At 60.8% G+C, this 22,487-nt stretch carries 21 protein-coding genes; 10 read left to right on the top strand and 11 right to left on the bottom strand.

Features of this window, described 5'->3' with window-relative positions:
- The first annotated feature begins 137 nt into the window (after positions 1 to 137).
- From EII23_RS00495 to EII23_RS00525, 7 genes are all read left to right on the top strand, one after another.
- Entirely contained in the window at positions 138 to 719 is a 582-nt protein-coding gene (locus EII23_RS00495; RefSeq protein ID WP_124791112.1) for a 4Fe-4S dicluster domain-containing protein, read from the top strand.
- The gene (locus EII23_RS00500; protein WP_124791113.1) at positions 716 to 1,648 is read left to right on the top strand and encodes a CoB--CoM heterodisulfide reductase iron-sulfur subunit B family protein; all 933 of its coding nucleotides are present in this window, start codon (positions 716 to 718) and stop codon (positions 1,646 to 1,648) included. The genes EII23_RS00495 and EII23_RS00500 overlap by 4 nt, the downstream gene beginning before the upstream one ends.
- Complete coding sequence (locus EII23_RS00505; RefSeq protein ID WP_124791114.1) at positions 1,645 to 3,606, top strand: CoB--CoM heterodisulfide reductase iron-sulfur subunit A family protein; 1,962 nt, start codon at positions 1,645 to 1,647, stop codon at positions 3,604 to 3,606. The genes EII23_RS00500 and EII23_RS00505 overlap by 4 nt, the downstream gene beginning before the upstream one ends.
- On the top strand, positions 3,594 to 5,042 hold the full coding sequence (locus tag EII23_RS00510) for a hydrogenase iron-sulfur subunit (RefSeq protein WP_124791115.1): 1,449 nt from the start codon (positions 3,594 to 3,596) through the stop codon (positions 5,040 to 5,042). The genes EII23_RS00505 and EII23_RS00510 overlap by 13 nt, the downstream gene beginning before the upstream one ends.
- On the top strand, positions 5,039 to 6,112 hold the full coding sequence (locus EII23_RS00515) for a 4Fe-4S dicluster domain-containing protein (RefSeq protein WP_124791116.1): 1,074 nt from the start codon (positions 5,039 to 5,041) through the stop codon (positions 6,110 to 6,112). Before EII23_RS00510 ends, EII23_RS00515 begins: the two co-directional genes overlap by 4 nt.
- A 176-nt stretch (positions 6,113 to 6,288) precedes the next feature.
- Positions 6,289 to 7,119 (top strand): FAD/NAD(P)-binding protein, encoded by an 831-nt coding sequence (locus tag EII23_RS00520; protein ID WP_124791162.1) that lies wholly within the window; start codon positions 6,289 to 6,291, stop codon positions 7,117 to 7,119.
- A gap of 166 nt (positions 7,120 to 7,285) precedes the next feature.
- Complete coding sequence (locus tag EII23_RS00525; protein ID WP_124791117.1) at positions 7,286 to 7,828, top strand: hypothetical protein; 543 nt, start codon at positions 7,286 to 7,288, stop codon at positions 7,826 to 7,828.
- 124 nt (positions 7,829 to 7,952) lie between these two features.
- On the opposite strand, the gene speA is transcribed toward EII23_RS00525, so the two are convergent.
- The 4 genes from speA to EII23_RS00545 all read right to left on the bottom strand — a co-directional run bounded on the left by speA (position 7,953) and on the right by EII23_RS00545 (position 12,021).
- The gene (gene speA / locus EII23_RS00530) at positions 7,953 to 9,869 is read right to left on the bottom strand and encodes a biosynthetic arginine decarboxylase (RefSeq protein WP_124791118.1); all 1,917 of its coding nucleotides are present in this window, start codon (positions 9,867 to 9,869) and stop codon (positions 7,953 to 7,955) included.
- A 130-nt stretch (positions 9,870 to 9,999) separates the two neighbouring features.
- Positions 10,000 to 10,254 (bottom strand): hypothetical protein, encoded by a 255-nt coding sequence (locus EII23_RS00535; protein WP_124791119.1) that lies wholly within the window; start codon positions 10,252 to 10,254, stop codon positions 10,000 to 10,002.
- 116 nt (positions 10,255 to 10,370) lie between these two features.
- Entirely contained in the window at positions 10,371 to 11,006 is a 636-nt protein-coding gene (locus tag EII23_RS00540) for a hypothetical protein (protein ID WP_124791120.1), read from the bottom strand.
- Complete coding sequence (locus tag EII23_RS00545; protein WP_124791121.1) at positions 10,984 to 12,021, bottom strand: glycosyltransferase; 1,038 nt, start codon at positions 12,019 to 12,021, stop codon at positions 10,984 to 10,986. Before EII23_RS00545 ends, EII23_RS00540 begins: the two co-directional genes overlap by 23 nt.
- A gap of 57 nt (positions 12,022 to 12,078) precedes the next feature.
- On the opposite strand from EII23_RS00545, the gene EII23_RS00550 reads away from it, so the two are divergent.
- The 3 genes from EII23_RS00550 (at position 12,079) to EII23_RS00560 (ending at position 15,660) form a co-directional block, all read left to right on the top strand.
- Complete coding sequence (locus EII23_RS00550) at positions 12,079 to 13,308, top strand: glycosyltransferase family protein (protein ID WP_260424530.1); 1,230 nt, start codon at positions 12,079 to 12,081, stop codon at positions 13,306 to 13,308.
- 146 nt (positions 13,309 to 13,454) lie between these two features.
- Positions 13,455 to 13,844 (top strand): squalene cyclase, encoded by a 390-nt coding sequence (locus tag EII23_RS00555; protein ID WP_124791122.1) that lies wholly within the window; start codon positions 13,455 to 13,457, stop codon positions 13,842 to 13,844.
- Positions 13,845 to 14,046: 202 nt separating this feature from the next.
- Positions 14,047 to 15,660 (top strand): outer membrane homotrimeric porin, encoded by a 1,614-nt coding sequence (locus EII23_RS00560; protein WP_124791123.1) that lies wholly within the window; start codon positions 14,047 to 14,049, stop codon positions 15,658 to 15,660.
- A gap of 113 nt (positions 15,661 to 15,773) precedes the next feature.
- Here EII23_RS00560 and EII23_RS00565 read toward each other — a convergent pair whose 3' ends face one another.
- The 7 genes from EII23_RS00565 to carB all read right to left on the bottom strand — a co-directional run bounded on the left by EII23_RS00565 (position 15,774) and on the right by carB (position 22,453).
- Positions 15,774 to 16,439 carry a nucleotidyl transferase AbiEii/AbiGii toxin family protein gene (locus EII23_RS00565; protein ID WP_124791124.1) on the bottom strand — a complete coding sequence of 222 codons (666 nt, stop codon included), beginning with the start codon at positions 16,437 to 16,439 and terminating at the stop codon, positions 15,774 to 15,776.
- Positions 16,432 to 16,758 carry a hypothetical protein gene (locus tag EII23_RS00570; protein WP_221620345.1) on the bottom strand — a complete coding sequence of 109 codons (327 nt, stop codon included), beginning with the start codon at positions 16,756 to 16,758 and terminating at the stop codon, positions 16,432 to 16,434. Before EII23_RS00570 ends, EII23_RS00565 begins: the two co-directional genes overlap by 8 nt.
- 133 nt (positions 16,759 to 16,891) lie before the next feature.
- On the bottom strand, positions 16,892 to 17,137 hold the full coding sequence (locus tag EII23_RS00575; RefSeq protein WP_124791125.1) for a hypothetical protein: 246 nt from the start codon (positions 17,135 to 17,137) through the stop codon (positions 16,892 to 16,894).
- Between the two features lie 36 nt (positions 17,138 to 17,173).
- The gene (locus EII23_RS00580) at positions 17,174 to 17,416 is read right to left on the bottom strand and encodes a cell envelope biogenesis protein OmpA (RefSeq protein WP_124791126.1); all 243 of its coding nucleotides are present in this window, start codon (positions 17,414 to 17,416) and stop codon (positions 17,174 to 17,176) included.
- Positions 17,417 to 17,454: 38 nt separating this feature from the next.
- Positions 17,455 to 17,880 carry a hypothetical protein gene (locus EII23_RS00585; protein ID WP_124791127.1) on the bottom strand — a complete coding sequence of 142 codons (426 nt, stop codon included), beginning with the start codon at positions 17,878 to 17,880 and terminating at the stop codon, positions 17,455 to 17,457.
- Between the two features lie 191 nt (positions 17,881 to 18,071).
- A complete protein-coding gene (carA, locus tag EII23_RS00590; RefSeq protein ID WP_124791128.1) occupies positions 18,072 to 19,205 on the bottom strand; it encodes a glutamine-hydrolyzing carbamoyl-phosphate synthase small subunit in 1,134 nt (377 codons plus the stop codon).
- Between the two features lie 5 nt (positions 19,206 to 19,210).
- On the bottom strand, positions 19,211 to 22,453 hold the full coding sequence (gene carB, locus EII23_RS00595) for a carbamoyl-phosphate synthase large subunit (protein ID WP_124791129.1): 3,243 nt from the start codon (positions 22,451 to 22,453) through the stop codon (positions 19,211 to 19,213).
- Positions 22,454 to 22,487: the final 34 nt, after the last annotated feature.

A 22,487-nucleotide genomic window follows, 5' to 3' on the forward strand; every position in this document is an offset into this window, starting at 1 on the left:
GGGCACTCTGGACTTTTTCCATGTTCTGATATATCGCTGCCTTTCATTACATTGTTCGGAGCATCGCGGGGACGCCGCCTGTGCTGCGTCCGGTATCCGGAACGATGCCCCAGTTTCTGCAACCCGGAGCATTCTCCATGAGCGACGCCATTCTCCTGAACCGGATGCGCGAACCCGCCTTTACCGCCCATGTGGAGGAAAAGAGCGGCCAGAACGTGTCCACCTGCTACCAGTGCGGCAACTGCACGGCAGGCTGTCCGGCGGGCTTCACCTACGACCTCCAGGTCAGCCAGATCATGCGCGCCGTGCAACTGGGCCTGAAAGATCAGGTGCTGCATTCCCGCTCCATCTGGATGTGCCTGTCCTGTTCCACATGCAGCCTGCGCTGTCCCAACGGGATCGACGTGGCCGGAGTCATGGAGACATTGCGCCATATGGCCCGCAAGGAAGGCGTGGTGACCGTGCCCAAGGTGGAAAAATTCTGGTTCTCCTTTCTGGACACGGTGCGCGCCTTCGGCCGGACGCACGAAATCGGCACCATGGCCCTGTACATGATGCGCTCTCTGCGTGTTCTCACGGATCTGGATCTGGCCCCCCAGGCGCTGGCCAAGGGCAAGCTGGGCCTCAAGCCGCATGTGCTGCCCGGAGGGGCGGATCAGGTTTCGCGCATCTTCCGCCGCTACAGGGAGCGGGCCAGACGCGAGGGGGTGCGGCCATGAAATTTGCCTATTATCCGGGCTGTTCCGCCCACGGATCCTCGGCGGATTACGAAATGTCCACCCAGGCCGTCTGCAAGGCTCTCGGCATCCTTCTGGAAGATATTCCCGACTGGAACTGCTGTGGTTCGACCCCGGCGCACGCCGTGGACACGGAGCTTTCTGCCGCGCTCTGCGCACGCAATCTGGACATTGCCGCCCGCCAGAACGCCCAATGCCTGCTCACCCCCTGCCCCAGCTGCCTTTCCAATCTGCGGCTGGCATCCAGACGCATGGAAAATCCGGAATTCCGGCAACGCGTGGACGAACTGCTGGACGGCCCTTCGGCCGCGGCCTTTCCCCAGGTCATGTCCGTCATGCAGGGCATGGCCCAGCATCTGGACATTCCGGCCATCACGCAGCGGGTACGCATCAGCCTCAAGGGCCTGCGCCTGGCTGCCTACTACGGCTGTCTCATGAGCCGCCCGCACGAAGTCATGGACTTTGGCGACCCGGAAAATCCCACTCTCATGGAAAGCCTGCTGAGCGCCTGTGGCGCGGAAATGGTGGATTTTCCCCTCAAGACCGCCTGCTGCGGCGCATCGTTCGGCATTCCCGAACGGCCCATGACCGCGCGCAACTCCGGCCGTATTCTGGAACTGGCCTCCCGCCTTGGTGTGGACGCCGTGGTGGTGGCCTGCCCGCTGTGCCAGATGAACCTTGACCTGCGCCAGAAACAGGCGGCCAAAGAAACAGGCTCCGCTTTCCATCTGCCCGTGCTCTACTACACCCAGGTGATGGGCCTGGCCTTTGATCTGCCCTGGGAAAAACTCGGCCTGAACAAACTCTGCGTCAGCGCCGACCCCCTCATTGCGAAACTGAAAGACCTGCGCCGCGCCGATGCCGTGACGCAGACGGCGAAAAACAGGGCCGGTGAAGGAGGCAGGTCATGAGAATAGGCGTCTTTGTCTGCCACTGCGGCAGCAACATTGCCGGAACCGTGGACTGCGGCGCTGTGGCCGAAATCGCCCGCGCCTACCCCGATGTGGTGTATGCCGACGACCCCATGTATACCTGCGCCGAACCGGGGCAGGCCGCCATTGAGGCCGCCATTCACGAGCACAAGCTGGACGGCGTGGTAGTGGCCTCCTGCTCGCCGCGCATGCACGAGCCTACCTTCCGCCGCACGGTGGAGCGGGCGGGGCTCAACCGCTACATGCTGGAAATGGCCAATATCCGCGAGCATGTTTCGTGGATCGGCAGAGACATGGAGGCCAATACCAACAAGGCCGCGGAACTGGTGCTTCTGGCCGTGGAAAAGCTGCGCCGCAACGCGCCCCTGCAGGCCAAGAGCTTTGACGTGACCAAGCGGGTGCTGGTTATCGGCGGGGGCGTTGCCGGTATTCAGGCCGCTCTGGACTGCGCCGACGGCGGCGTGCCCGTGGTGCTGGTGGAGCGGGATGCCACCATCGGCGGCAAAATGGCGAAGCTGGACAAAACCTTTCCCACCGTGGACTGCTCGGCCTGCATTCTGGGCCCCAAAATGGTGGACGTGGCCCAGCATCCCAACATCACCCTCTACGCCTATGCGGAAGTGGAAGACATTTCGGGCTATGTGGGCAATTTTCAGGTCAAGATACGCAAGCGCGCGTCTTATGTGGACTGGAGCCTCTGCACGGGCTGCGGGGCCTGCACCGAAAAATGCCCGAGCAAGAAAACGCCCGATGCCTTCAACGAACTGACCGGAAACACCACGGCCATCACCATTGCCTTTCCCCAGGCCATTCCCAAGAAGGCCGTTATCAACGCCGCGCACTGCCGCCAGTTTGTCAAGGGCAAGTGCGGCGTGTGTGCCAAAATCTGCCCCACCGGGGCCATCAGGTATGACATGGAGGACGAGATCGTCACCGAGGAGGTGGGCAGCATTGTCGCCGCCACAGGGTATGACCTCATGGACTGGACCGTCTATCAGGAATACGGCGGCGGAGCCTACCCCGACGTGATCACCTCCCTGCAGTATGAGCGCCTGCTCTCGGCCTCCGGCCCCACGGGCGGGCACATCAAGCGCCCCTCCGACGGACGGGAGCCCAAAAGCATCGTCTTTGTGCAGTGCGTCGGCTCCCGCGACAAATCCGTGGGACGCCCCTACTGCTCCGGTTTCTGCTGCATGTACACGGCCAAGCAGGCCATCCTGACCAAGGACCATATTCCCGATTCCCAGTCCTATGTTTTTTACATGGACATCCGCGCTCCGGGCAAAATGTACGACGAGTTCACCCGCCGCGCACAGGAGGAATACGGAACCGAATACATACGGGGCCGCGTTTCGCAGATATACCCCGACGGCAACGGGCAGCTTTCGGTCATGGGTGTGGACACTCTGCTGGGCAGCCCCCTGGAAATCAAGGCCGATCTGGTGGTTCTGGCCGTAGGGGCGGAAGCCAGCAAAGGTTCCCCCCAACTTGCCGAGAAACTGCGCATTTCCTATGACAGCTACGGCTTTTTCATGGAAAGCCACGTCAAGCTCAAGCCTGTGGAAACCAACACCGCCGGCGTGTTTCTGGCCGGGGTCTGCCAGGGCGTCAAGGACATTCCCGCCTCCGTGGCACAAGGCTCCGCCGCTGCCGCCAAGGTGCTGGCCCTTTTTGCCAAGGACAAGCTGGAGAGTGACCCGCAGATCGCCCAGGTGGACATTCAACGTTGCGTCAACTGCGGCAAGTGCATCCGCTGCTGCCCCTTCGGGGCCATCAAGGAAGTGGAAATTCGCGGCGAAGGCAAGGCCCAGGTCATTGAAACCGTCTGTCAGGGATGCGGCCTGTGCACGGCCACCTGTCCGCAGGGCGCCATTCAGCTCTCCCACTCCACCGACAACCAGATTCTTGCGGAGGTAAACGCCTTATGTCAGTGCTGAAGGGCAAAGAACTGAGGATCGTGGGCTTTCTCTGCAACTGGTGCTCCTACGGTGGTGCGGACACAGCCGGGGTGGCGCGCGCCACCCAGCCCACGGACCTGCGCATCATCCGCGTGCCCTGCTCGGGCCGCATTGACCCGCTCTTTATCGTCAAGGCCCTGCTCAACGGTGCGGACGGCGTGCTGGTTTCGGGCTGTCACCCCCGCGACTGCCACTATGCCGCAGGCAATTTCTATGCGCGCCGCCGCCTGGAAATCCTCAAGCACTTTCTGCCGGTGCTGGGCATTGACGACAGACGCTTCGAATATACCTGGGTTTCGGCCTCCGAAGGCCAGCGCTGGCAACAGGTGGTCACGGTTTTCACCGACCGCATCCACAAACTCGGGCCCGCGCCCAGACTGGAAGACCACGAGCCTCTGCTCAAGGTGGCGGACATGGCGCTGAGCGCCCTGCGCCCCCTGGGCACGGGCCAGACTGCGGCCCTGGACGAACTCAAGGCCGCCATCAAGGCCAAACTGCCGGAACTGGACTGTGTTATCGGCTGGCAGCAGGGCCACGATGCGGCCCATACCGTGCCTTTGTTCATGAAAAAACCGGAAGATGTGGACAAGCTGGTATGGGGCCCTCTGAACGTCAACAACCCCGCCGTCTACCTGCCTTCGTTCAAGGGCAAAAAGGTGGGCATTGTGGTCAAGGGCTGTGATTCGCGCTCTGTGGTGGAACTTTTGCAGGAAGACCTCATCCGTCGCGAGGACGTGACCATTTTTGCCCTGCCCTGTGAAGGCACACTGGACATGGCCCGCGTCGAGCAGAAGCTCGGCCGCTACACCAGCATTGATGACGTGCGGTATGACGAGGCTGGCGTGACCATTGTGGCCGATGGCCGCGAAGAACGCTTCTGCATGGTGGATCATGCCCAGGGCAAATGCTACGGCTGCACCACGCCATCGGCCGTGCTGGCCGATACGCGCCTGGGGCTGCCCGCCCCCGTGCAGCCCGGCCCCTTTACCCCGCCGGAACTGGCCCTGCTGGACTCCATGAGCCTTGACGAGAGGCTGGCTTTCTGGCGCGGACAGATGGAGCGCTGCCTGCGCTGCTATGCCTGCCGCAACGCCTGCCCCATGTGCGTCTGCCGCGACTACTGCGTGTCTGACAGCCGCGATCCGCACTGGATGACGCAGGAGGACAGTGCCAGGGAAAAACTCTTTTTCCAGACCATCCACGCCCTGCATCTGGCCGGGCGCTGCACCGGCTGCGGCGAATGCCAGAGGGCCTGCCCCGTGGGCATTCCCATTCTGGCCCTGCGCCAGCAGATCGCCCGTGCCGTGGGCCAGCTTTTTGACGACTACAAGCCGGGCCTCAACCCCGCCCATGTTCCGCCCCTGCTGGGCTATGAAGTGGTGGAAAAGAACATCCATGAGAGGGACTGGAAATGAGCACGATCCGTTTTGTCGCCCCCGACGGCCTGCCCGCCCTTCTCGCCTTTCTTGCCCAGGACGGGCGGCGCGTCCTGGCTCCGGCGGAAAAACCTGCGGCCAAGAGGTCTGTTGTTTTTGAACCCTGGCAGCCGGGCAAGCCCTTCACGCTGGACAAGGCCACTGTGCCCGCCAAGGAGGCCGTGCTGCCCCAATGCGAAGTTTTGCTGCGCTTCAAAAAAACCAGAGATGCGGAAAATCCCGGCCGCCTTGCCCTGAGCCTGGACGACACCCCGCAGGCCTGTCCGACCGTGGTTTTTGCCGCCCGCCCGTGCGATGCGCGCGGCTACACGGTTCTGGATCGCCCCTATCTTCAGGGGCCGTTTGCCGACCCCTACTACAAGGCCCGGCGCGAACAGCTCACGGTCTTCACCCTGACCTGCCCGCGCGGCTGCAATACCTGCTTCTGTCATTGGGTGGGCGGCGGGCCCACATCGCCCGAAGGTTCCGATGTACTCATGACAGAGATCGACACCGGATATGTATTGCAGGCCATTACCCCCAAGGGCGCGGAGATACTCGCGGCCGCTCCCCTGGAAGACGGGGCCGCACTCTTTGCCAGGGCCGAGGAAGCCCGCAAGGCGGCCTGGGCCAGCCTGCAACCGGCCCCCAATCTCAAAAGCGCCGCGCAAAAGGTGGCGGAGCGCTTTACTGACGAAGAATTCTGGCAGGAGCAGACCAACAGCTGCCTCTCCTGCGGGGCCTGCACCTATTTCTGCCCCACATGCTACTGCTTCACCATCACCGATGAGGGCGAAGGCCTGAGTGAAAAGGGCGGACGCCGTTTGCGCAGTTGGGACACCTGCATGTCCTCGCTGTTCACGCGCGAAGCCAGCGGGCACAATCCGCGCGTTTCCAAGGCCCTGCGCATGCGCAACCGCGTTTCGCACAAATTTTCCACCTATCCCGAAAACTGGGGAGCCTTCTCCTGCAACGGCTGTGGCCGCTGCATCAGCAACTGCCCCGTTTGTCTGGACATCCGTTCCATTGTGCTGGCCGCGATGGCAGACGGAAAGACCACTGAAAAGTAGGAGCGACCATGGCAAGCAAAAAAACTCCCGCAAAATCCAAAGCCGCGGTCAAACAGGACACGGTCAAGGACACGGTCAGGGCCACGCCCGTTGCTCCGGCAAAAGCTCCCGCGTCAAAGGCTTCTGCTCCTGCCGCTCCCGCGCCGCGCCGGGGCGCAATCACACCCCGCCCCCTGATGCCGGGAAATCCCTATCTGCCCATGCCGGCAACCGTGGCCGAAGTCATTCAGGAAACGGGCAACATAAAAACCCTGCGCGTGGTGCTGGACGATGCCGAAGCCATGCGCTCCTTCCACTATGAGCCGGGACAGGTGGGACAACTTTCGGTTTTCGGCGCGGGCGAATCCACCTTTGTCATCAATTCCCCGCCCTCGCAAAAGGAGTACCTCCAGTTCTCCGTCATGCAGGCCGGTGAGGTGACCGCCGCCATCCATCGCCTGTCGCCGGGCGACAAGGTGGGCGTGCGCGCGCCGCTGGGAAATTTCTTTCCCTATGCCGACTGGAAGGGCAAGGACATCTTTTTTGTGGGCGGCGGCATCGGCATGGCTCCCATCCGCACCATTCTGCTGCATGTGCTGGAAAACCGCGCCGATTACGGGAAGGTCAGCCTGCTCTACGGCGCGCGCACCCCGCGCGACATGGCCTACAGCTATGAAACGGAAGACTGGCTGCGCCGTGAAGATCTGGACTGTACCCTGTGCATCGACGCTCCCTTTGAGGGCTGGGAGCACAAGGTGGGCCTGATTCCCCATGTTCTGCTGGAACTGAATCCCAGCCCCGAAAATTGCGTGGCCGTGCTCTGCGGGCCGCCGGTGATGATCAAATTCACGGTGCAGGCTTTGGAAAAACTCCGGTTCGCACCGGAAAATATTGTCACCACGCTGGAAAAGCGCATGAAGTGCGGCATCGGCATCTGCGGCCGCTGCAATATCGGCGGGCGCTACGTCTGTGTGGACGGGCCTGTGTTCACCTGGCAGGAGTTGCAAAACCTCCCGCCGGAACTGTAAGCAACCTCCGCCGAGATTTTCCTGGCCGGTCTGGTGTGCTGTCCGGGCCGCCGGGCATCGCGCCCCGGCAGGCATGGCACCGTGCGTTGCAGAAAATTCTGGCAACTGTGCCTGCTGGCCGGTTTCCGCGACAAAAAAAACAACCCGGAAATTTGAGGATTTTTTGATGAAAAAAATACTGCTGCCCTGCTGCCTGCTGCTCTCCCTGCCCCTGGCAGCCCAGGCTGCCCCTGAAACAAAAATCGACCCCGCCACCTATATCTGCGCGGAGCTCATAACCCAGCCCATCACCACCGCGGGCGAACCGCCCATTTTCACCGGGCTTCAGCTTGACGGTTTTGTGGGCGCATCCCTGAACATGCCCGTTGCCGACCCGGCAACCATGCCCGCGGTGCTGGGCGAGGTCTTTGCCGCCTGCCAGGCAAAGCCCACCGAAAAGGCGGCTGTTTTGTGGAAAGAAGTCCGCAAAAGACTGCCCGCACCCGCTGACGGCCCGTGGAAGGCAGACAAGACCACCTGCAAGGACTATGGCGACAATCCTGATGACGGCAGCGGTTTTGTGATCTGGCTTGACGGCTACCATCGCGGCAAGAGCGGCAAGCCCGCCTCGGTGCTGGAGAGCAACGAAAGCCTCACGGCCTATCTGGAAGCCTGCTCCCAAAAGCCCGAAGCCCTCATGCTGGACGTGATGGCGGAAAGCGTCAAATAGAACACAGAATACCGCGCGTACAACAAGCCCCGCAGGTCTTTTCGGCCTGCGGGGCTTTTGGCGTCAGGCGGGCACACCCGCGAAATTGGACGGCGCACGCCCGCGAAGCGCGGTTTTCCGCAACTCAGCGTTCAAAATAGGTATAGCCGCGCAGGCCGTCTTCAAAGGCCTGCATGATGGCAAAACGCTCGCTGGGCGAAATGCGGCCCTGCCGCACTGCCTGTTCTGCCGTACTGCGCAAATCCTCCAGGATACGGCGCGGTTCATACTCCACATAGCTCAGAATATCCGCCACAGAGTCCCCCCGTATTTCGCGGGTATACTCATACGTTCCGTCTTCGGCCACACGGATGGAGACAACATTGGTGTCCCCCATGAGATTGTGCAGATCGCCCAGTGTTTCCTGATACGCGCCCACCAGAAAAACTCCCAGATAATATTCCTCTCCGTCCCGCAGGGGATGCAGGTCCAGCGTGGGCTTGACGCCCTGCGGATCGATAAAGTGGTCGATGCGACCGTCGGAATCGCAGGTAATGTCTGAAATGATGGCCTGACGTGACGGAAACTCCTTGAGACGGTGCACGGGCATGATGGGGAATATCTGGTCAATGGCCCAGGAATCCGGCAGGGACTGGAACACGCTGAAATTGCCGTAGTAAATGTCGGCCAGGCTCACATCAATGTCGGCCAGATCGCGGGGCACGTTTTTGAGGCGCGTCTTCTCCTGTGCGATGCGCATGATGATGGCCCAGAAAAAACGCTCTGCCAGGGTGCGCTGGCGCAGGGTCACCCGCCCGGCAAAAAACATCTGCCGCATTTCGTCACGGTAGTAGATGGCGTCGTTATAGCATTCCTGCAAATTGCGCAGGCTGATGCCCGCAAGGGTTTCGCGCAAATTGCGCACAGGCTCCGGAGAATCCTCGGGCAGACTTTCGGGCAGGTGCACCTCCTCCACCACGCTGACATCCAGAATATTGAAAAGGAGTACGGAGTAGTAGGCCACGGTGGCGCGCCCCGACTCGGTGATAATGTGCGGGTGCGGCACGCCCTGCTCGTCCAGAATGCTCATGACGGCCTCCACCACGTCGGTGCAGTATTCGTCAAGGCTGTAGTTGCGCGAGGAAATATAGTTGGTGTGCGTGCCGTCATAGTCCACAGCCAGACCGCCGCCAAGATCCAGATAGCCCATGGGGGCGCCTTCCTGCACCAGCCCCACATACAGACGCGCGCCCTCCATGACGCCGGTGCGGATATCGCGGATATTGGAAACCTGCGAGCCCAGATGGTAGTGCAGAAGCTGGAAGCAATCCAGCATGTCGCTGGCCTTGAGGGTGTCCACCACGTCCACAATCTGCGCGGGCGACAGGCCGAATGTCGAGCGGTCGCCGCCCGAGTCCGTCCAGTGGCCGCCGACCTTGGACGAGAGCTTGGCCCGGACGCCGATATTGGGCCGGACGCCGAGGGCCTTGCTGCGCTCCAGCACCACCTCAAGCTCGCTGGGCATCTCCAGCACAAAGAAGACGTTGAAGCCCAGGCGCAGGGCCTGAAGGCCAAGGTCAATAAATTCCTCATCCTTGTACCCGTTGCAGATGACACAGGCCTTGCGGTCGGTCATGAGGGAAATGGCGGCGATAAGCTCGGCCTTGGAGCCGACTTCCAGCCCATGGTGGTATTTGGCCCCGAACTGGGTGATCTTTTCCACCACCTGCTGCTGCTGGTTTACCTTGACAGGAAAAACGCCACGGTAGGATCCGGTATAATTGAGGTTTTTTATGGCCTTGCGGAAAGAATCGTGGATATTGGCAATGCGCGCGTCCAGAATATTCTCCACACGCAAAAGCACAGGCATGTCATAGCCCCGCTCGTGCAGGCCGGCAATGATCTCCGGTATGGAAACCTGCGGCCCGCGCGGGCCGTGGGGGCAGATGACCACATCGCCCTTGTCGGAAACGTCAAAATACCCGGCACCCCAACTGTTGATGCCGTAAAGCTCGACAGAATCCTCCACCCTCCACTGTTGCAATGCCCGGTTTCGTGCCAACGTGCGCTCCTTTGCTTTTTTTCCGGACGAAAAAATTCGCTCCGGCAGAAACTGCAAGTATGCTTGCCGCCCCCAAAAAGTCAACTGGCAGGAGCGCAAGCCTTTGCCGGGGCAAGGGATGCAGCGCGCCTCACCACGCCAGAGAAATACTGCGATCCGTATGGGGATTGACTGCGGGATTGCGCAGAACGGCCCCGGCCAGGGGCACAAGCCTGACCGCCTGCACGGCATCGGCCCTGACCACGAATCCGGGGGCGTAGACCAGACGGCCTCCGTCGTACCCGGCGGCTGCCTGCCAGAGCGTGACGCTCCAGAACAGGGTACAGGCCGTCAGCACCGCCCCCAGCAACAGATAGGGAAAATATTTCCGGTTTTGCTCCACCATGTCTGCTCCTTTGCGGGGCTGCTGCCGCCGCCGGAAATCTGACATGGAAAAGCAAAAACCGTGCCCTCGGTGGACGCCGCCCAGGCCGCACAGCGGCCTGACGGCACGATACGGGCTTATGTTTTCTGACGCAGTTGCGCGCATTCTTCGGCCATGCGCAGCAAATCCGGATTCTGCGGCATCACCTTGAGGCCTGCGCGCACATGCCCCAGAGCGCGCACATATTCTCCTGCGTCCATCATGGCCTTGGCCATCATGCCGAAAATGGACGTTTCGTCACGGTACAGGGCAAGAGCCTCGGCAAAAAAGGCATCGGCCTCCGAGGGTTTGCCTTCCGCCAGTTTTTTCCTGCCGTCGCGCAAGTGGTGGTCCATGGCGAGTTTGCGCTGCAGGGCGGCCTGATATTCCTCTTCATTTTCCTGCCCCTTGATGGCGCGGTACATTTTGTTCAGCGTGGCAAGCAGTTCGCTTTCAGCCCCCGGCTGATAACCGCCCTGACCGCCCTGGGCCAGAAGAGCGGCCTGCCCGCCCCCGGACGCGCCGCCCGCCTCGCCTATCCGCGCCTTGTACTCCGGGTCTGCCACAAGGTACGACATGGCAGTGCGAAAATCGCCGCGCAGATCCGAAGGAGCGGCCTGCCCTCCCAACTCCTTGAGGGCGGAAATGGTCAAAAACAGGGCGCGCTCAAAGTCCCGGCGCATGCAACTGGCCTTGACGCGGCCCAAATCTTCACGGATTTTGCGTGTATTCATGTCCACTCCCGCCGCATTGGCGTTCTGCGGCCTGCCCGTGCCGCCCCAGAACGGCGCGCAGGGCACCGGCTGTTTCGTCGTCCAGCCGGTAGGCCATGATATGTTCGCGAAAGCGCTTGTTCAGGCTCGCGGCAACGCGCGCGAGCTCCCGCTGGAATTCCTTGTATTCTTTTGACTCTTTCAGGACAACACGGCCCTGACTGTCCACATCCTCCACCAGATAACGGCGCATGGGGCGCAGGGAGCGCAGGCCGGAAAGATAGAGCAGCTTGTTCAGAAAGAGCCTGCCCATGCACAGATTGTCGCGGATGACCAGTTCACGGTGCATCCGGCGTTTGTCCAGCCCCCGCGCGGCATAGGTGGATTGGTTGTCGTCAGGCTCCTCAAGATTCTCAAAGTAGTCGGGGCCGTGGTAATAGTATTGCACAAAACCCGCCGCCTGCATGCGCAGGCCGTAGTCGCCGTCCTCGCCCCCGTAGAGGCCGTATTCCTCGTTCCAGAAGCCAAGCCTGTCAAAAACCGCGCGCGGAATGAGCACGGCCTGACCGGGCAGATTGCCCAGGCACACGCCCAACTCGCCGTGGGGCGTGGCAAGAGCGCCCGGTGCCCGGCGCAGCATGGAGCGGTCAAAGGCCCCGCCCAGGCAGGAAAGCTCCTGCCCGTGCTCCCAGAGCGCAAGGAGGTCGCGCAGCCAGTGCCGCCGCACCAGAGCCGTATCGTTGTCCAGCTTCATGTACAGGGGGGCGGGCACCAGTTCCCAGCCCACATTGGCGGCGCAGGCCACGCCCATGTTGCGCGGCAGAAGAAAGAGATGGTCAATGATGCCGTCGGCATGCAGGCGGGAGAGAGAGCGGACCAGTTCCGCATCGCTGCCGTTGTCCACCACGGTGATGCAAAAAGGCACTTCCCGCGACGTGGCGTGCAGGGCCTGGATGGCCTCCAGCGTACACCGGGGCCGGTTGAACACCGGAATGGTGACATTGCAGACCACACCCGCCGGAGCCAAAACGCGCATCCGCCCCTCCCGTTCCTTTGGCCCGCACTATAGGCAGCGCGCGCCCGGGCGTCAAGAATGACGATTGACGCCGTGCCCGCGCGTTGCTACTTTTCGCGCCATGCCCGCGCGTTTTGCCCGGCCCGCGCGGGAGCTGCCCTTGCAGGACGGCGCAGGCGCTGCGGACGGCACAGGGAGGGACAGGGGAGAAACATGGCGCGCGTACTCTACGGCATACACGGCACAGGCCACGGCCACGCCATGCGTGGCCTGACCATTGCCCGCCGCCTGTCGGAGCACCAGTTCCTGTTTGTGGCCGATGACGACGCCCCCGGTGTTCTGGAACCGGAATTTCCTGTGCGCCGCATGCCCAATCTGGGCACGGTCTTCAAAAACTACCGTGTGGACGTGTGGGCCACAGTCCGCCGTGCAGTGCCCCTGCTGCTCCACAGACGCCGCCATGTGGAAAGCGTTTTGCGCATCATCGACGATTTCCGGCCTGATGTCTGCATGACAGACCTGGAATACTTTGTGCCGCGCGCCGCGGAGCAGGCGGGCCTGCCCTGCCTGACCCTGGATCACCAGCACATCATCACCTGCTGCCGCCACGACCTGCCGCCGCAACTCTGGTGGGACGCCTTTGTGCAGGGACTGACGCCGCGCCATCTTTTCCGGCCGACCGAAGCCAACCTGATCATCTCCTTCTACGCGCCGCCGGTGCTGCCCCGGTACAATGCCCGCGTGGTGCCGCCCATTCTGCGGGATCAGGTGCTGCGCCTGACCCCCCGCGACGACGGGCATGTGCTCGTGTACCAGAGCAATTCCACACACCGCAGGCTGGTGGATTTTCTGCGCGCGGCCACCCGCAGAACCTGCTATGTGTTCGGCTATGACCGCACCGGAGGGCGGGAAGACAATGTTGTTTTTCTGCCCAGGAGCGAAGAGGGCTTTCTGCGCCTGCTGGAAGGCTGCTCCTATGTGATCCAGGGCGGCGGGCACACGCTCATGAGCGAGGCCCTGCATCTGGGCAAACCCATCCTGACCCTGCCCCTCAAGGCCATGGTGGAGCAGCGCTTCAACGCCCTGTATGTCGAGCGCCTGGGCTACGGCATGCAGGCCGACATGCTGACCCTGGAGCCGGAACTGCTGCGCCGCTTCGAGGCCAGTCTGCCCGCATACAAGGCCGCCATCAGCAAAGGCGTTTTTTGCGGCAACGAAACAGTCTTCGGGCTTGTGGACGCTTTTTTGCGCAACAAAAAACTGCCGGAAGCCGCCCCCCTGTCCCCAAGCGCACAGCCATCATCCTGAAAGAAAAAACAAAAACGTGTGCATTCGCCTTCTTTTTTCAGTATTGAAATTCTTTTTTGCAAACTTTGAAATCAAATTTCAAATCTCTTGACGCGGTTCAAATTTTTTGCCAGACTGTCCCCAGAAAAAACCGACTGGAGGCATGCATGAGTCCGACGATTCCCTTTTCTTCCCCGTCCTCCCTTTCCCACCGTTTCAGCCACGACAATCTGCACATCCGCCTCAAGGGCCCTCTGGAAATGCCGCAGGCCGAAGAACTGGTCCGTTTTTTGCAAAGCCATCAGGAGAGCTGCCAGCGCATTTTTCTTGACGTTCGCGGCATCACGCATGTGCAGCCCGATGCTGCGGAAAATATCAGAACCTTCCTGCAGCAGGGGGGCATTGCCGGAGAGAGGGTGCACTTCAAGGGGGAGAACGGGTTTCTCATGGCGGCCACGGGCAACCGCATCCTCACCGTGCCCGCCCCCAAAAAAGAGCACGCCTGCAAGGGCAACTGCCCCAACTGCCGTTGCCGGCACGAAAAAAGCGCGGCATAGCGCGCCTGCCCCTTGTGGCGCGGCACGCGAAAAGCGCACGGCACAGTCATGATTTTCCGGAGCGTTTTCAGCGGGAAGGCGCGCCGGTTTTGCCGGGCAGAACTGTTTTTCGGGGCGGCGTTGTCAGCCGCGGCCCCACCTGCCCGGCCTCTCTCACAGGGCCATGGCCCGCAAAACCAGAAGCACGGAACGGAGGTTTTTCATGAACGCAAAAAACAGCGCGCAGAAATTCAGAAAAGTCTGCATGGTCGCCCTGCTGGCCGCAGGCATGCTGCTGGGCGTGTCCGGCCCGGCCAGCGCCATTGACTTCAAGGTCAAGGGCGAATGGCTCGTGGGCTTTGGCGTGGCCGACACCGGCCTGACCAAGCACACCAGAAATCCCGGTTTTGGCCAGCCCAGCCAGAAGAGCAACAACAACGATGTGTTCGGCGCGGCCCAGCGCGTGCGCCTGCAACTGGACGCCGTGGCCTCCGAGGCCCTGTCCGGCACCGTGTTCTTTGAAATCGGTGACCAGAATTGGGGCCGGGATGGCGGTGCTGCCGCCGGTCGTAGTGTCGGTGGCGCTCTCGGCGCTGACGGCGTTGCCGTGGAAGTGAAAAACGCCTATATCGACTGGATCGTGCCCCAGACCGACCTGAAATTCCGCATGGGTCTGCAAGGTCTGGCCCTGCCCAATGTGGCGGGCGGATCCGCCGTGCTTGACGCCGACGTGGCCGCTGTGGTGGCCAGCTACCAGTTCAACGACAATGTGGGGCTCACCGCCTTCTGGGCGCGCCCGGTCAACGACAACTATACGCGCGGCGCACTCGCTTCCAGAAACAGCACAGACAAAAACAATTTCCTGGACAATATTGACCTCTTTGCCCTGACCCTGCCCCTGACCTTTGATGGCGTGGAAGTGACGCCCTGGGTCATGTACGGCATGATCGGCAAAAACGCCTTCGGCAATCTGAACACTACGGACGGAGATCTGAGCAACACCATCTTTGGCACAACAGCCGCCTACTACAACTATCCCGGCGCCAACCCCACCACTGCGGCCGTTACCAGCAAACACTACGGCTCTCTGTTCTGGGCCGGCCTGCCCGTGGCCATCACGGCTTTTGACCCCCTGAACATCGAGTTTGACATCAACTACGGCTACGCCGAAGCCATGGGTCGCTATGACGTGGTCAAGCGCATGGATCCGACCGCCGTGGACCGCGCCAGCACACAGCGTCAGGGCTGGCTGGCCAAGGCCCTCATCGAGTACAAGCTGGACTGGGGCGTGCCCGGCATCTTTGGCTGGTATGCCAGCGGCGACGACGGCAACGTGAAAAACGGTTCCGAACGCATGCCCTCCATCGCGGGCGCGGGCAACTTCACCTCCTTTGTGGGTGACGGCAATCTGGCCTGGGGTCCCGGCAACGGCGATTACGTCGACTGGAACATGAGCTACGCGGGCACCTGGGGCATCGGCGCGCAACTGCGCGACATGAGCTTTGTGGAAGATCTGAGCCACACCTTCCGCATTGCCTACTGGGGCGGCACCAACTCCACCTCCATGGTCAAGTACATGAGCAGCGCCTCCGCATGGAACGACGGCATCGGCGCTGACGGCCCCTACCTGACCACCCACGACGGCCTGCTGGAATTCAACCTGGTGAACGCCTACCAGATCTATGAAAATCTGGAAATGAATCTGGAATTGGGCTATGTTGTCAACATGATGGACAACGACACCTGGCGCAAAAGAGGCTACACCGGCGGCGGCAACGGCAGCTTCTCCAAGCAGGATGCCTGGAAGGCCCAGCTCGTCTTTGCGTACAGCTTCTGATTTCCCCCAAACCTCAAACGATCAACCCCCGGACGGCAGTGCCGTCCGGGGGCTGATTGTTGATGATGCTCTGCGGCTGTTCGGATCAAACGCCTGCTCTGTGCTTGAAAGCGTTACCGTAGTGCCGCAACCAGGCTTTTTGCAAGGATTTTCACCTCCGGCAAAGTTCTGACTTTGCGGGCCGCGTCAAGCAAAATTTCCCTGTCCTGCATATCGAGTTTCACCAAGTCTCCGCCCTTGAAGTACGTCATGGCCTTGAGGGCCTCGCCGGGCTGAAAATTTTCACCATACAGAGTTCTGGCCGCAGCAAGCCCCCCGGACAAATCCACACCGTGTTGCAGCATGGCCGAAATATCGCGGTAGTCTTTGCACTCCACACGGTCAAACAATGCTTTCAGTTTGGTGGCCATCAAGTCATTGAGCGATGCGACCTGGACATTGTTGTCATTGCTTGTCAGCGGAGTGCCCACACGTCCGAAATTGATCCCCCCCAAAAAGGACAGCAATACCCCGCTTTTCGTCTTGGCCGTGAATGTATTCTCTGAGTTTTGTTCCACCTCTGCTCCCTTGAGAAAGGGAAATGCCCCCTGGATCTGGTGTGCTTCAAATGTGCGGTCGGAAAAAAAGTCAAAGTCTACGGAATACCGGTGGCCGAGTTGGAGCGCGATTGCCGTACCTCCATAAAGGACAAAGCCCAGCTTTGTCGCTGGCGTCAGCAAGGGCCAAATTTCTTTTTGTGCGTCAGGCAGAATATCAAGGTACGGCTGAAAATCAGTCATGGTATTTTCTCTCGGGCATGGGAGGAACTTTTCCCAGGGGGATGTCGGTCAGCCTGTAGTGCCAATAGGCCCAGGAGCGTTCGGTGAATTGGCCGATTTCCGCATTTTGCAGGACATGCAGCAAGGTGCCCTCCCCCACAAGCTCCAGCAAGCGGCAAACGTCTGCGTATGTGCCCCGATTCATCACTTGCGCTATAAGACGATCTGGAAATTCCAGGGCCTCTTCTGTGGTCTTCCACCATATGTACGGTGCAAACGCGGCAAGCTCAGCGAGATCGTATGACAGATCAGAAGTATTGTCAGTTTTTTGCGTGGCCATACGGGCCTCAAAGTCTTATTGGCTGTGCGCCGCGTACCTGATCCGCTGATTCCCATAGCGCCATATACCACAGATCCGGACCCGGAGCAGATTGGTGGCCTGATCCGGGCTCTGGCCAAGTCTTCCGGTGTTCTCATTCTTCAACAGTGGCGCTGAATGAGCTTGCCGCCGAAAGCTGGGACTTTTCGGCGGCAGCAGAACGAGGGCATACAAACCATGCCGAAAAGATGTGCAGGGCCAACCGGGGCTTGCATCCGCCTTGCTGGCGCGCACGACCAGCATCCTGCGTGCCGTCAATGCCGATGGCGGTGGCAATGGCTGACTGCCAGTGCAGCCATGCCGTCAGGCGGCGCTTGCCGATGAGGCAACGCTCCGGCAAAGCCCGCTTTGCGGGCTTTGCCAGCCGCTTTTTCGCCTAGTACGAATGATTTCTCTCCTGGCTGTGCCCCAGAATGCCTCCGGCCAGAGCCCCGGCGCCAGCCCCGGCAAGGGCACCCCAACCGGCGGAACCGCCCGACAGGGCAGCCACTCCCGCGCCGCCCAAAGCCCCCAGGGCAGCGCCGCTGGCAACTCCCTGCTGGGTCCTGCTCATGTTGGTGCACCCCACACTACCGGCAAAAATCACCGCCAAGAGAACAATGCCTGCCATTTTTTTCATGATTTTTCTCCCAAAATCAACTGCCGCAAAACATGCGGCTACTTTGCGGAAATACGCGGAGCCACAAGCTCGTACCAGATGACCTCCATGACGGGCCGGTCGAGCCTTTGCGGATTGGCAGCATACCACGCGTCAACCATCTTGACGGCATCGGCCCGGCTCATGCCTTCAAAGGCTTTCATCCATCCCTTTTCAAAGGGCGAAAGCGTGTGCGCAGGGGCTTTGCCTTCCTTGGCCGCTTTTTCCGCCAGCTTGTCGTGCACAAAATACTCCACGGCGATGGCGGTTTCCACACCGAAGAGGAAAGACATTTTTTCCTTGTCCGGAGTCTGCTGCCAGACATGGCCGGTGAACTGATCCACAGGATTTTTGGCCCCGGATGCCGCCTGCTGCGCCGCATCCGCCGGAATGCAGGCGAAAACCAAGGCCAGCGCCAATCCCAGAGTCATGATGGATTTTCGCACACATGCCTCCTTGCTTTGCGCACACGAACTTTGCTGCGGCAGAACAGGGGAACAGCCCCGTTTTTCGTGCATTGCCGTGTGCGCGTCGCATTTTTGCAAAAGATACACGGGCTGTGCTCTGCCGCATCGTGCGCAAGGGTCGCACAGGCACCACGAAATAGCAAGCCCGCCGCACAAAAGGCCGCAAGCGCTTACTGCGCGGGCACTCCCTCCTCCACCGTCTGGCGGAAGCGCGAAAAAAGATAGTGCCCGTCGTGGGGCCCGGCCGCGGCCTCGGGATGGTACTGCATGCTCATGACCGGCAGACTTTTGTGGCGCAGGCCTTCCAGCGTGCCGTCGTTGAGGTTGACGTGCGTGGCCTCCACATGCTCAAGCCCATCCAGAATCACATGGAAACCGTGATTCTGCGAAGAAATTTCAATTTTCCCCGTGGCAAGGTCCTTGACCGGATGGTTGCACCCGTGGTGCCCGAACTTGAGCTTTTCGGTACGCCCTCCCAGGGCAAGAGCGATCAGCTGGTGCCCCAGACAAATGCCTGTGACAGGGAAAAAATCCATGAGTTCGCGCACCAGAGCCACTTCACTGTCCAGTGCGGCCGGATCGCCCGGCCCGTTGGACAGAAAAATCCCCCGTGCTCCGCTGCGCCTTGCTGCGGCAACGCCAAACGAAGGGGGCACAACCAGGGGTTCAAAACCGACCAGACACAACTGCCGCAAAATATTCCACTTTATACCGAAATCATATACCAGCAGGGGAATGCCCGTTCCGCGCCAGGCATAGCTGCCGTCGGCTTCCAGCACAGCGTCCTGGGGAGAGTTGTCATACCAGGCATAGGGTTTTTGGGCCGCCACCAGGGGCACAAGATTGCGCCCCTGCATGGGGGGCAGTTGCCGTGCCCGCGCCTGCAGGGCAAGAGGATCTTTTTCTGTGGTGGAAATGACGCCGCGCATGGCCCCGTGGATTCTGAGGTGCCGTGTCAGCGCCCGTGTGTCCAGCCCTTCCATGCCCGGCGTTTCATGACGCCGCAAAAAGGCGGGCAGGCTCGTGAAAGAGCGCCAGTTGGAAGGCGTTTTGCAACACTCCTTGACCAGCAGGGCGCTGCAATGGATGCGCGCGGACTCCATATCTTCGCGGCAAATGCCGTAATTGCCGATGAGCGGATAGGTCATGCAGACCATCTGCCCGCAGTAGGACGGATCCGTGAGCACTTCCTGATATCCGCCCATGCCTGTTGTAAAAATGACCTCTCCCCCGGTGTCAAACTCTCCGGTGAAGGACTTTCCTTCCAGCGCGAATCCGTCTTCCAGCACCAGCAATGCTTTCATATGCCTTACCCCCGCGCTTCCCGCGCGTAGTATTCCTGCAAACTTTCCACATGAATTTCCGCACGCCGGGAGCTGATGGCCGTGGCCGTGGCGCGGGCCGCAGCAATGGTGGTGCAGTAGGGAACCTTGTAGGTAAGCGCCGCATGGCGGATTGCCTTGGAGTCCCTGGCCGTATGCTTGCCCGAGGCGGTATTGATGACCAGAGCCACCTCATGGTTGATGAGCAGGTCCACAATATTGGGACGCCCCTCATAGACCTTGCGCACCTCTTCCACCTCCAGCCCCTGCTCGCGCAAAACAGCGGCCGTGCCGCGCGTTGCCAGCAAATGAAAACCCAGACGGGCAAACATGCCGGCGACCTCGGCCACAAAGGGCTTGTCCCTGTCGTTCACCGAAAGAAAAATCTTTCCGGCCTGGGGCAGCACCTGCCCGGCGCCCAACTGGCTTTTGAGAAAAGCCTCGCCAAAGTCGGAGCCCATCCCCATCACTTCGCCCGTGGAATGCATTTCCGGCCCGAGAATAATGTCCACCCCGGGGAAGCGCTGGAACGGCAGCACCGCTTCTTTCACGCAGGTAAAGCCGCCCTTGCGCATGCTCCAGGGGTCCAGCTCTTCCAGCGTCCGCCCCAGCATGATCTGGGTGGCCAGATACGGCAGCGGAACCCCCGTGGCCTTGGACACAAAGGGCGCGGTGCGCGAAGCGCGGGGATTCACTTCAAGAATGTAGACATCGTCCCCCTTGATGGCGAACTGGATGTTCATCAGCCCCACGACCTTCAGTTCGCGCGCCAGAGCTTCGGCCTGGGCGGCAATGAGCGCCACATGGTCGTAGGACAGGGAAAAGGGCGGCAAAACGCAGGCCGAATCGCCGGAATGGATGCCCGCCTCCTCGATATGCTCCATGATCCCCGCCAAATAGACATCCGTCCCGTCAGACAGGGCGTCCACATCCACTTCCACGGCATGCTCAAGGAACTTGTCCACAAGGATGGGGTGTTCCGGCCTCTGGGGAACCTGGGCATGAAAATACTCGCTCAGTTCCGCCGCGTCATAGACCACAGCCATGGCGCGCCCGCCCAGCACATAGCTGGGGCGCACCACCACCGGATAGGTGATGCGCTCGGCAACGGCCAGAGCCTCCTCAAGGCTCATGGCTGTTCCGTTGGGCGGCTGGAGAAGGCCGAGCTTCTGGCTCAGGGCCTGGAAGCGTTCCCGGTCTTCGGCACGGTCAATGGCATCGGGGCTTGTGCCCATGATGGGCACTCCGGCGCGCATGAGCGGAACCGCCAGATTCAACGGGGTCTGCCCGCCAAACTGCACGATGACGCCTTCGGGCTTTTCCTTTTCCACGATGTTCATGACATCTTCAAAGGTCAGCGGCTCGAAATACAGCCTGTCGGACGTGTCATAGTCCGTGGAAACGGTTTCGGGGTTGGAGTTGACCATGATGGCCGTGATCCCGGCGTCCCGCAGGGCAAAGGAAGCGTGGCAGCAGCAGTAGTCGAACTCGATGCCCTGCCCGATCCTGTTGGGGCCGCCGCCGAGAATGATGACCTTGCGCTTTTCCTCCACCACAAGCTCGTCGCCCGTTTCGTAGGTGGAATAGTAATAGGGCGTGTACGCCTCGAATTCCGCGGCGCAGGTGTCCACCAGATAGTATGTGGGCAGAATGCCCGCCTCCTTGCGCAGCCTCCGGATGTCGGACTCGGGGCGCTTCCACATTTCGGCCAGTTGGCGGTCGGAAAAGCCGTATTCCTTCGCCTCGCGCAGAATGGTCACCAGATCGGGGTTGCCCGCAGTCGTATCGTTGGCCAGCCCGAAGTCGCGGATGCGGTTTTCCATGTCCACAATATCCCGCACCTGTCTGGTGAACCAGGGATCAATGGACGATGCGGCGAAAATTTCCTCTTCGGACAGCCCCGCCGCCACAGCCTGGCGCAGGGCGAAAATGCGCCGCGAGTTGGGCTGGTGCAGCGCAGCGAGGATGCTTTCTTTGTCCGGCAAATCCGCGCGAAAATCACAGCCCAGACCAATGGCCCCGATTTCCATGGAGCGCAGCCCCTTTTGCAGGGCTTCCTTGAACGTGCGGCCGATGCTCATGGCTTCGCCCACGCTTTTCATGGAGGTGGTCAGTTCATCTTTGGCGCCGGGAAATTTTTCAAAGGTGAAGCGCGGAATCTTGACCACACAGTAGTCAATGGCCGGTTCAAAGCTCGCCACAGTCTCGCGGGTGATGTCATTGCGCAGTTCGTCCAGCGTGTAGCCCACAGCCAGTTTTGCGGCAATCTTGGCAATGGGAAATCCCGTGGCCTTGGAAGCCAGAGCCGACGAACGCGACACGCGCGGATTCATTTCAATAACGACCATGTCGCCGTTTTCCGGATTGATGCCGAACTGCACGTTGCTGCCGCCGGTTTCCACGCCGATTTCGCGCATGATGGCAATGGAGGCATTGCGCACCTGCCGGTATTCGGCGTCCGAAAGGGTCTGCACAGGGGCCACGGTGATGGAGTCGCCGGTATGCACGCCCATGGGATCCAGATTTTCAATGGAGCAGACGATCACGCAGTTGTCGTTCTTGTCCCGCATGACCTCCATTTCTATTTCTTTCCAGCCCAGTACGCTTTGTTCGATCATGACTTCGGATGTGGGGCTGGCGGAAAGGCCGTTGGCCGCGATCTCCTCAAGGTCCGCAAGGTTGTAGGCCACCCCCCCGCCGGTGCCGCCCAGGGTGAAGGCCGGCCGCACAATGAGCGGAAAGGGCAGCACATTGCCCAGGTGGCGCACTTCTTCCAGCGTGCGCGCGATGCCGCTGGCAGGCATCTTGAGTCCGATGCGCTCCATGGCTTCACGAAAAAGCTCGCGGCTTTCGGCCTTTTCAATCACATCGGCGCGCGCGCCGATAAGCTCCACGCCGTATTCCTCGAGAACCCCGCTGGAGGCAAGGTCAAGGGCAGCGTTCAGCCCCGTTTGCCCCCCCAGGGTGGGCAAAATGGCATCAGGACGTTCTTTTTTGATGACAGCGGTCAGGGTTTCCCGCTCTATGGGTTCCACATAGGTGGCGTCGGCAAGATGCGGATCGGTCATGATGGTGGCCGGGTTGGAATTGACCAGCACCACCTCGTAACCTTCTTCCTTGAGGGCCTTCACCGCCTGCGAGCCGGAATAGTCAAACTCACAGCCCTGGCCAATGATGATGGGCCCCGCGCCGATGACAAGAATTTTCTTCAAATCCGTACGTTTGGGCATGGAATATTCCTGCGGATTTTGGGTTGCCTGACAG

It is taken from the genome of Desulfovibrio sp. OH1186_COT-070 (genome assembly GCF_003860215.1).
Lineage (GTDB): Bacteria > Desulfobacterota > Desulfovibrionia > Desulfovibrionales > Desulfovibrionaceae > Desulfovibrio.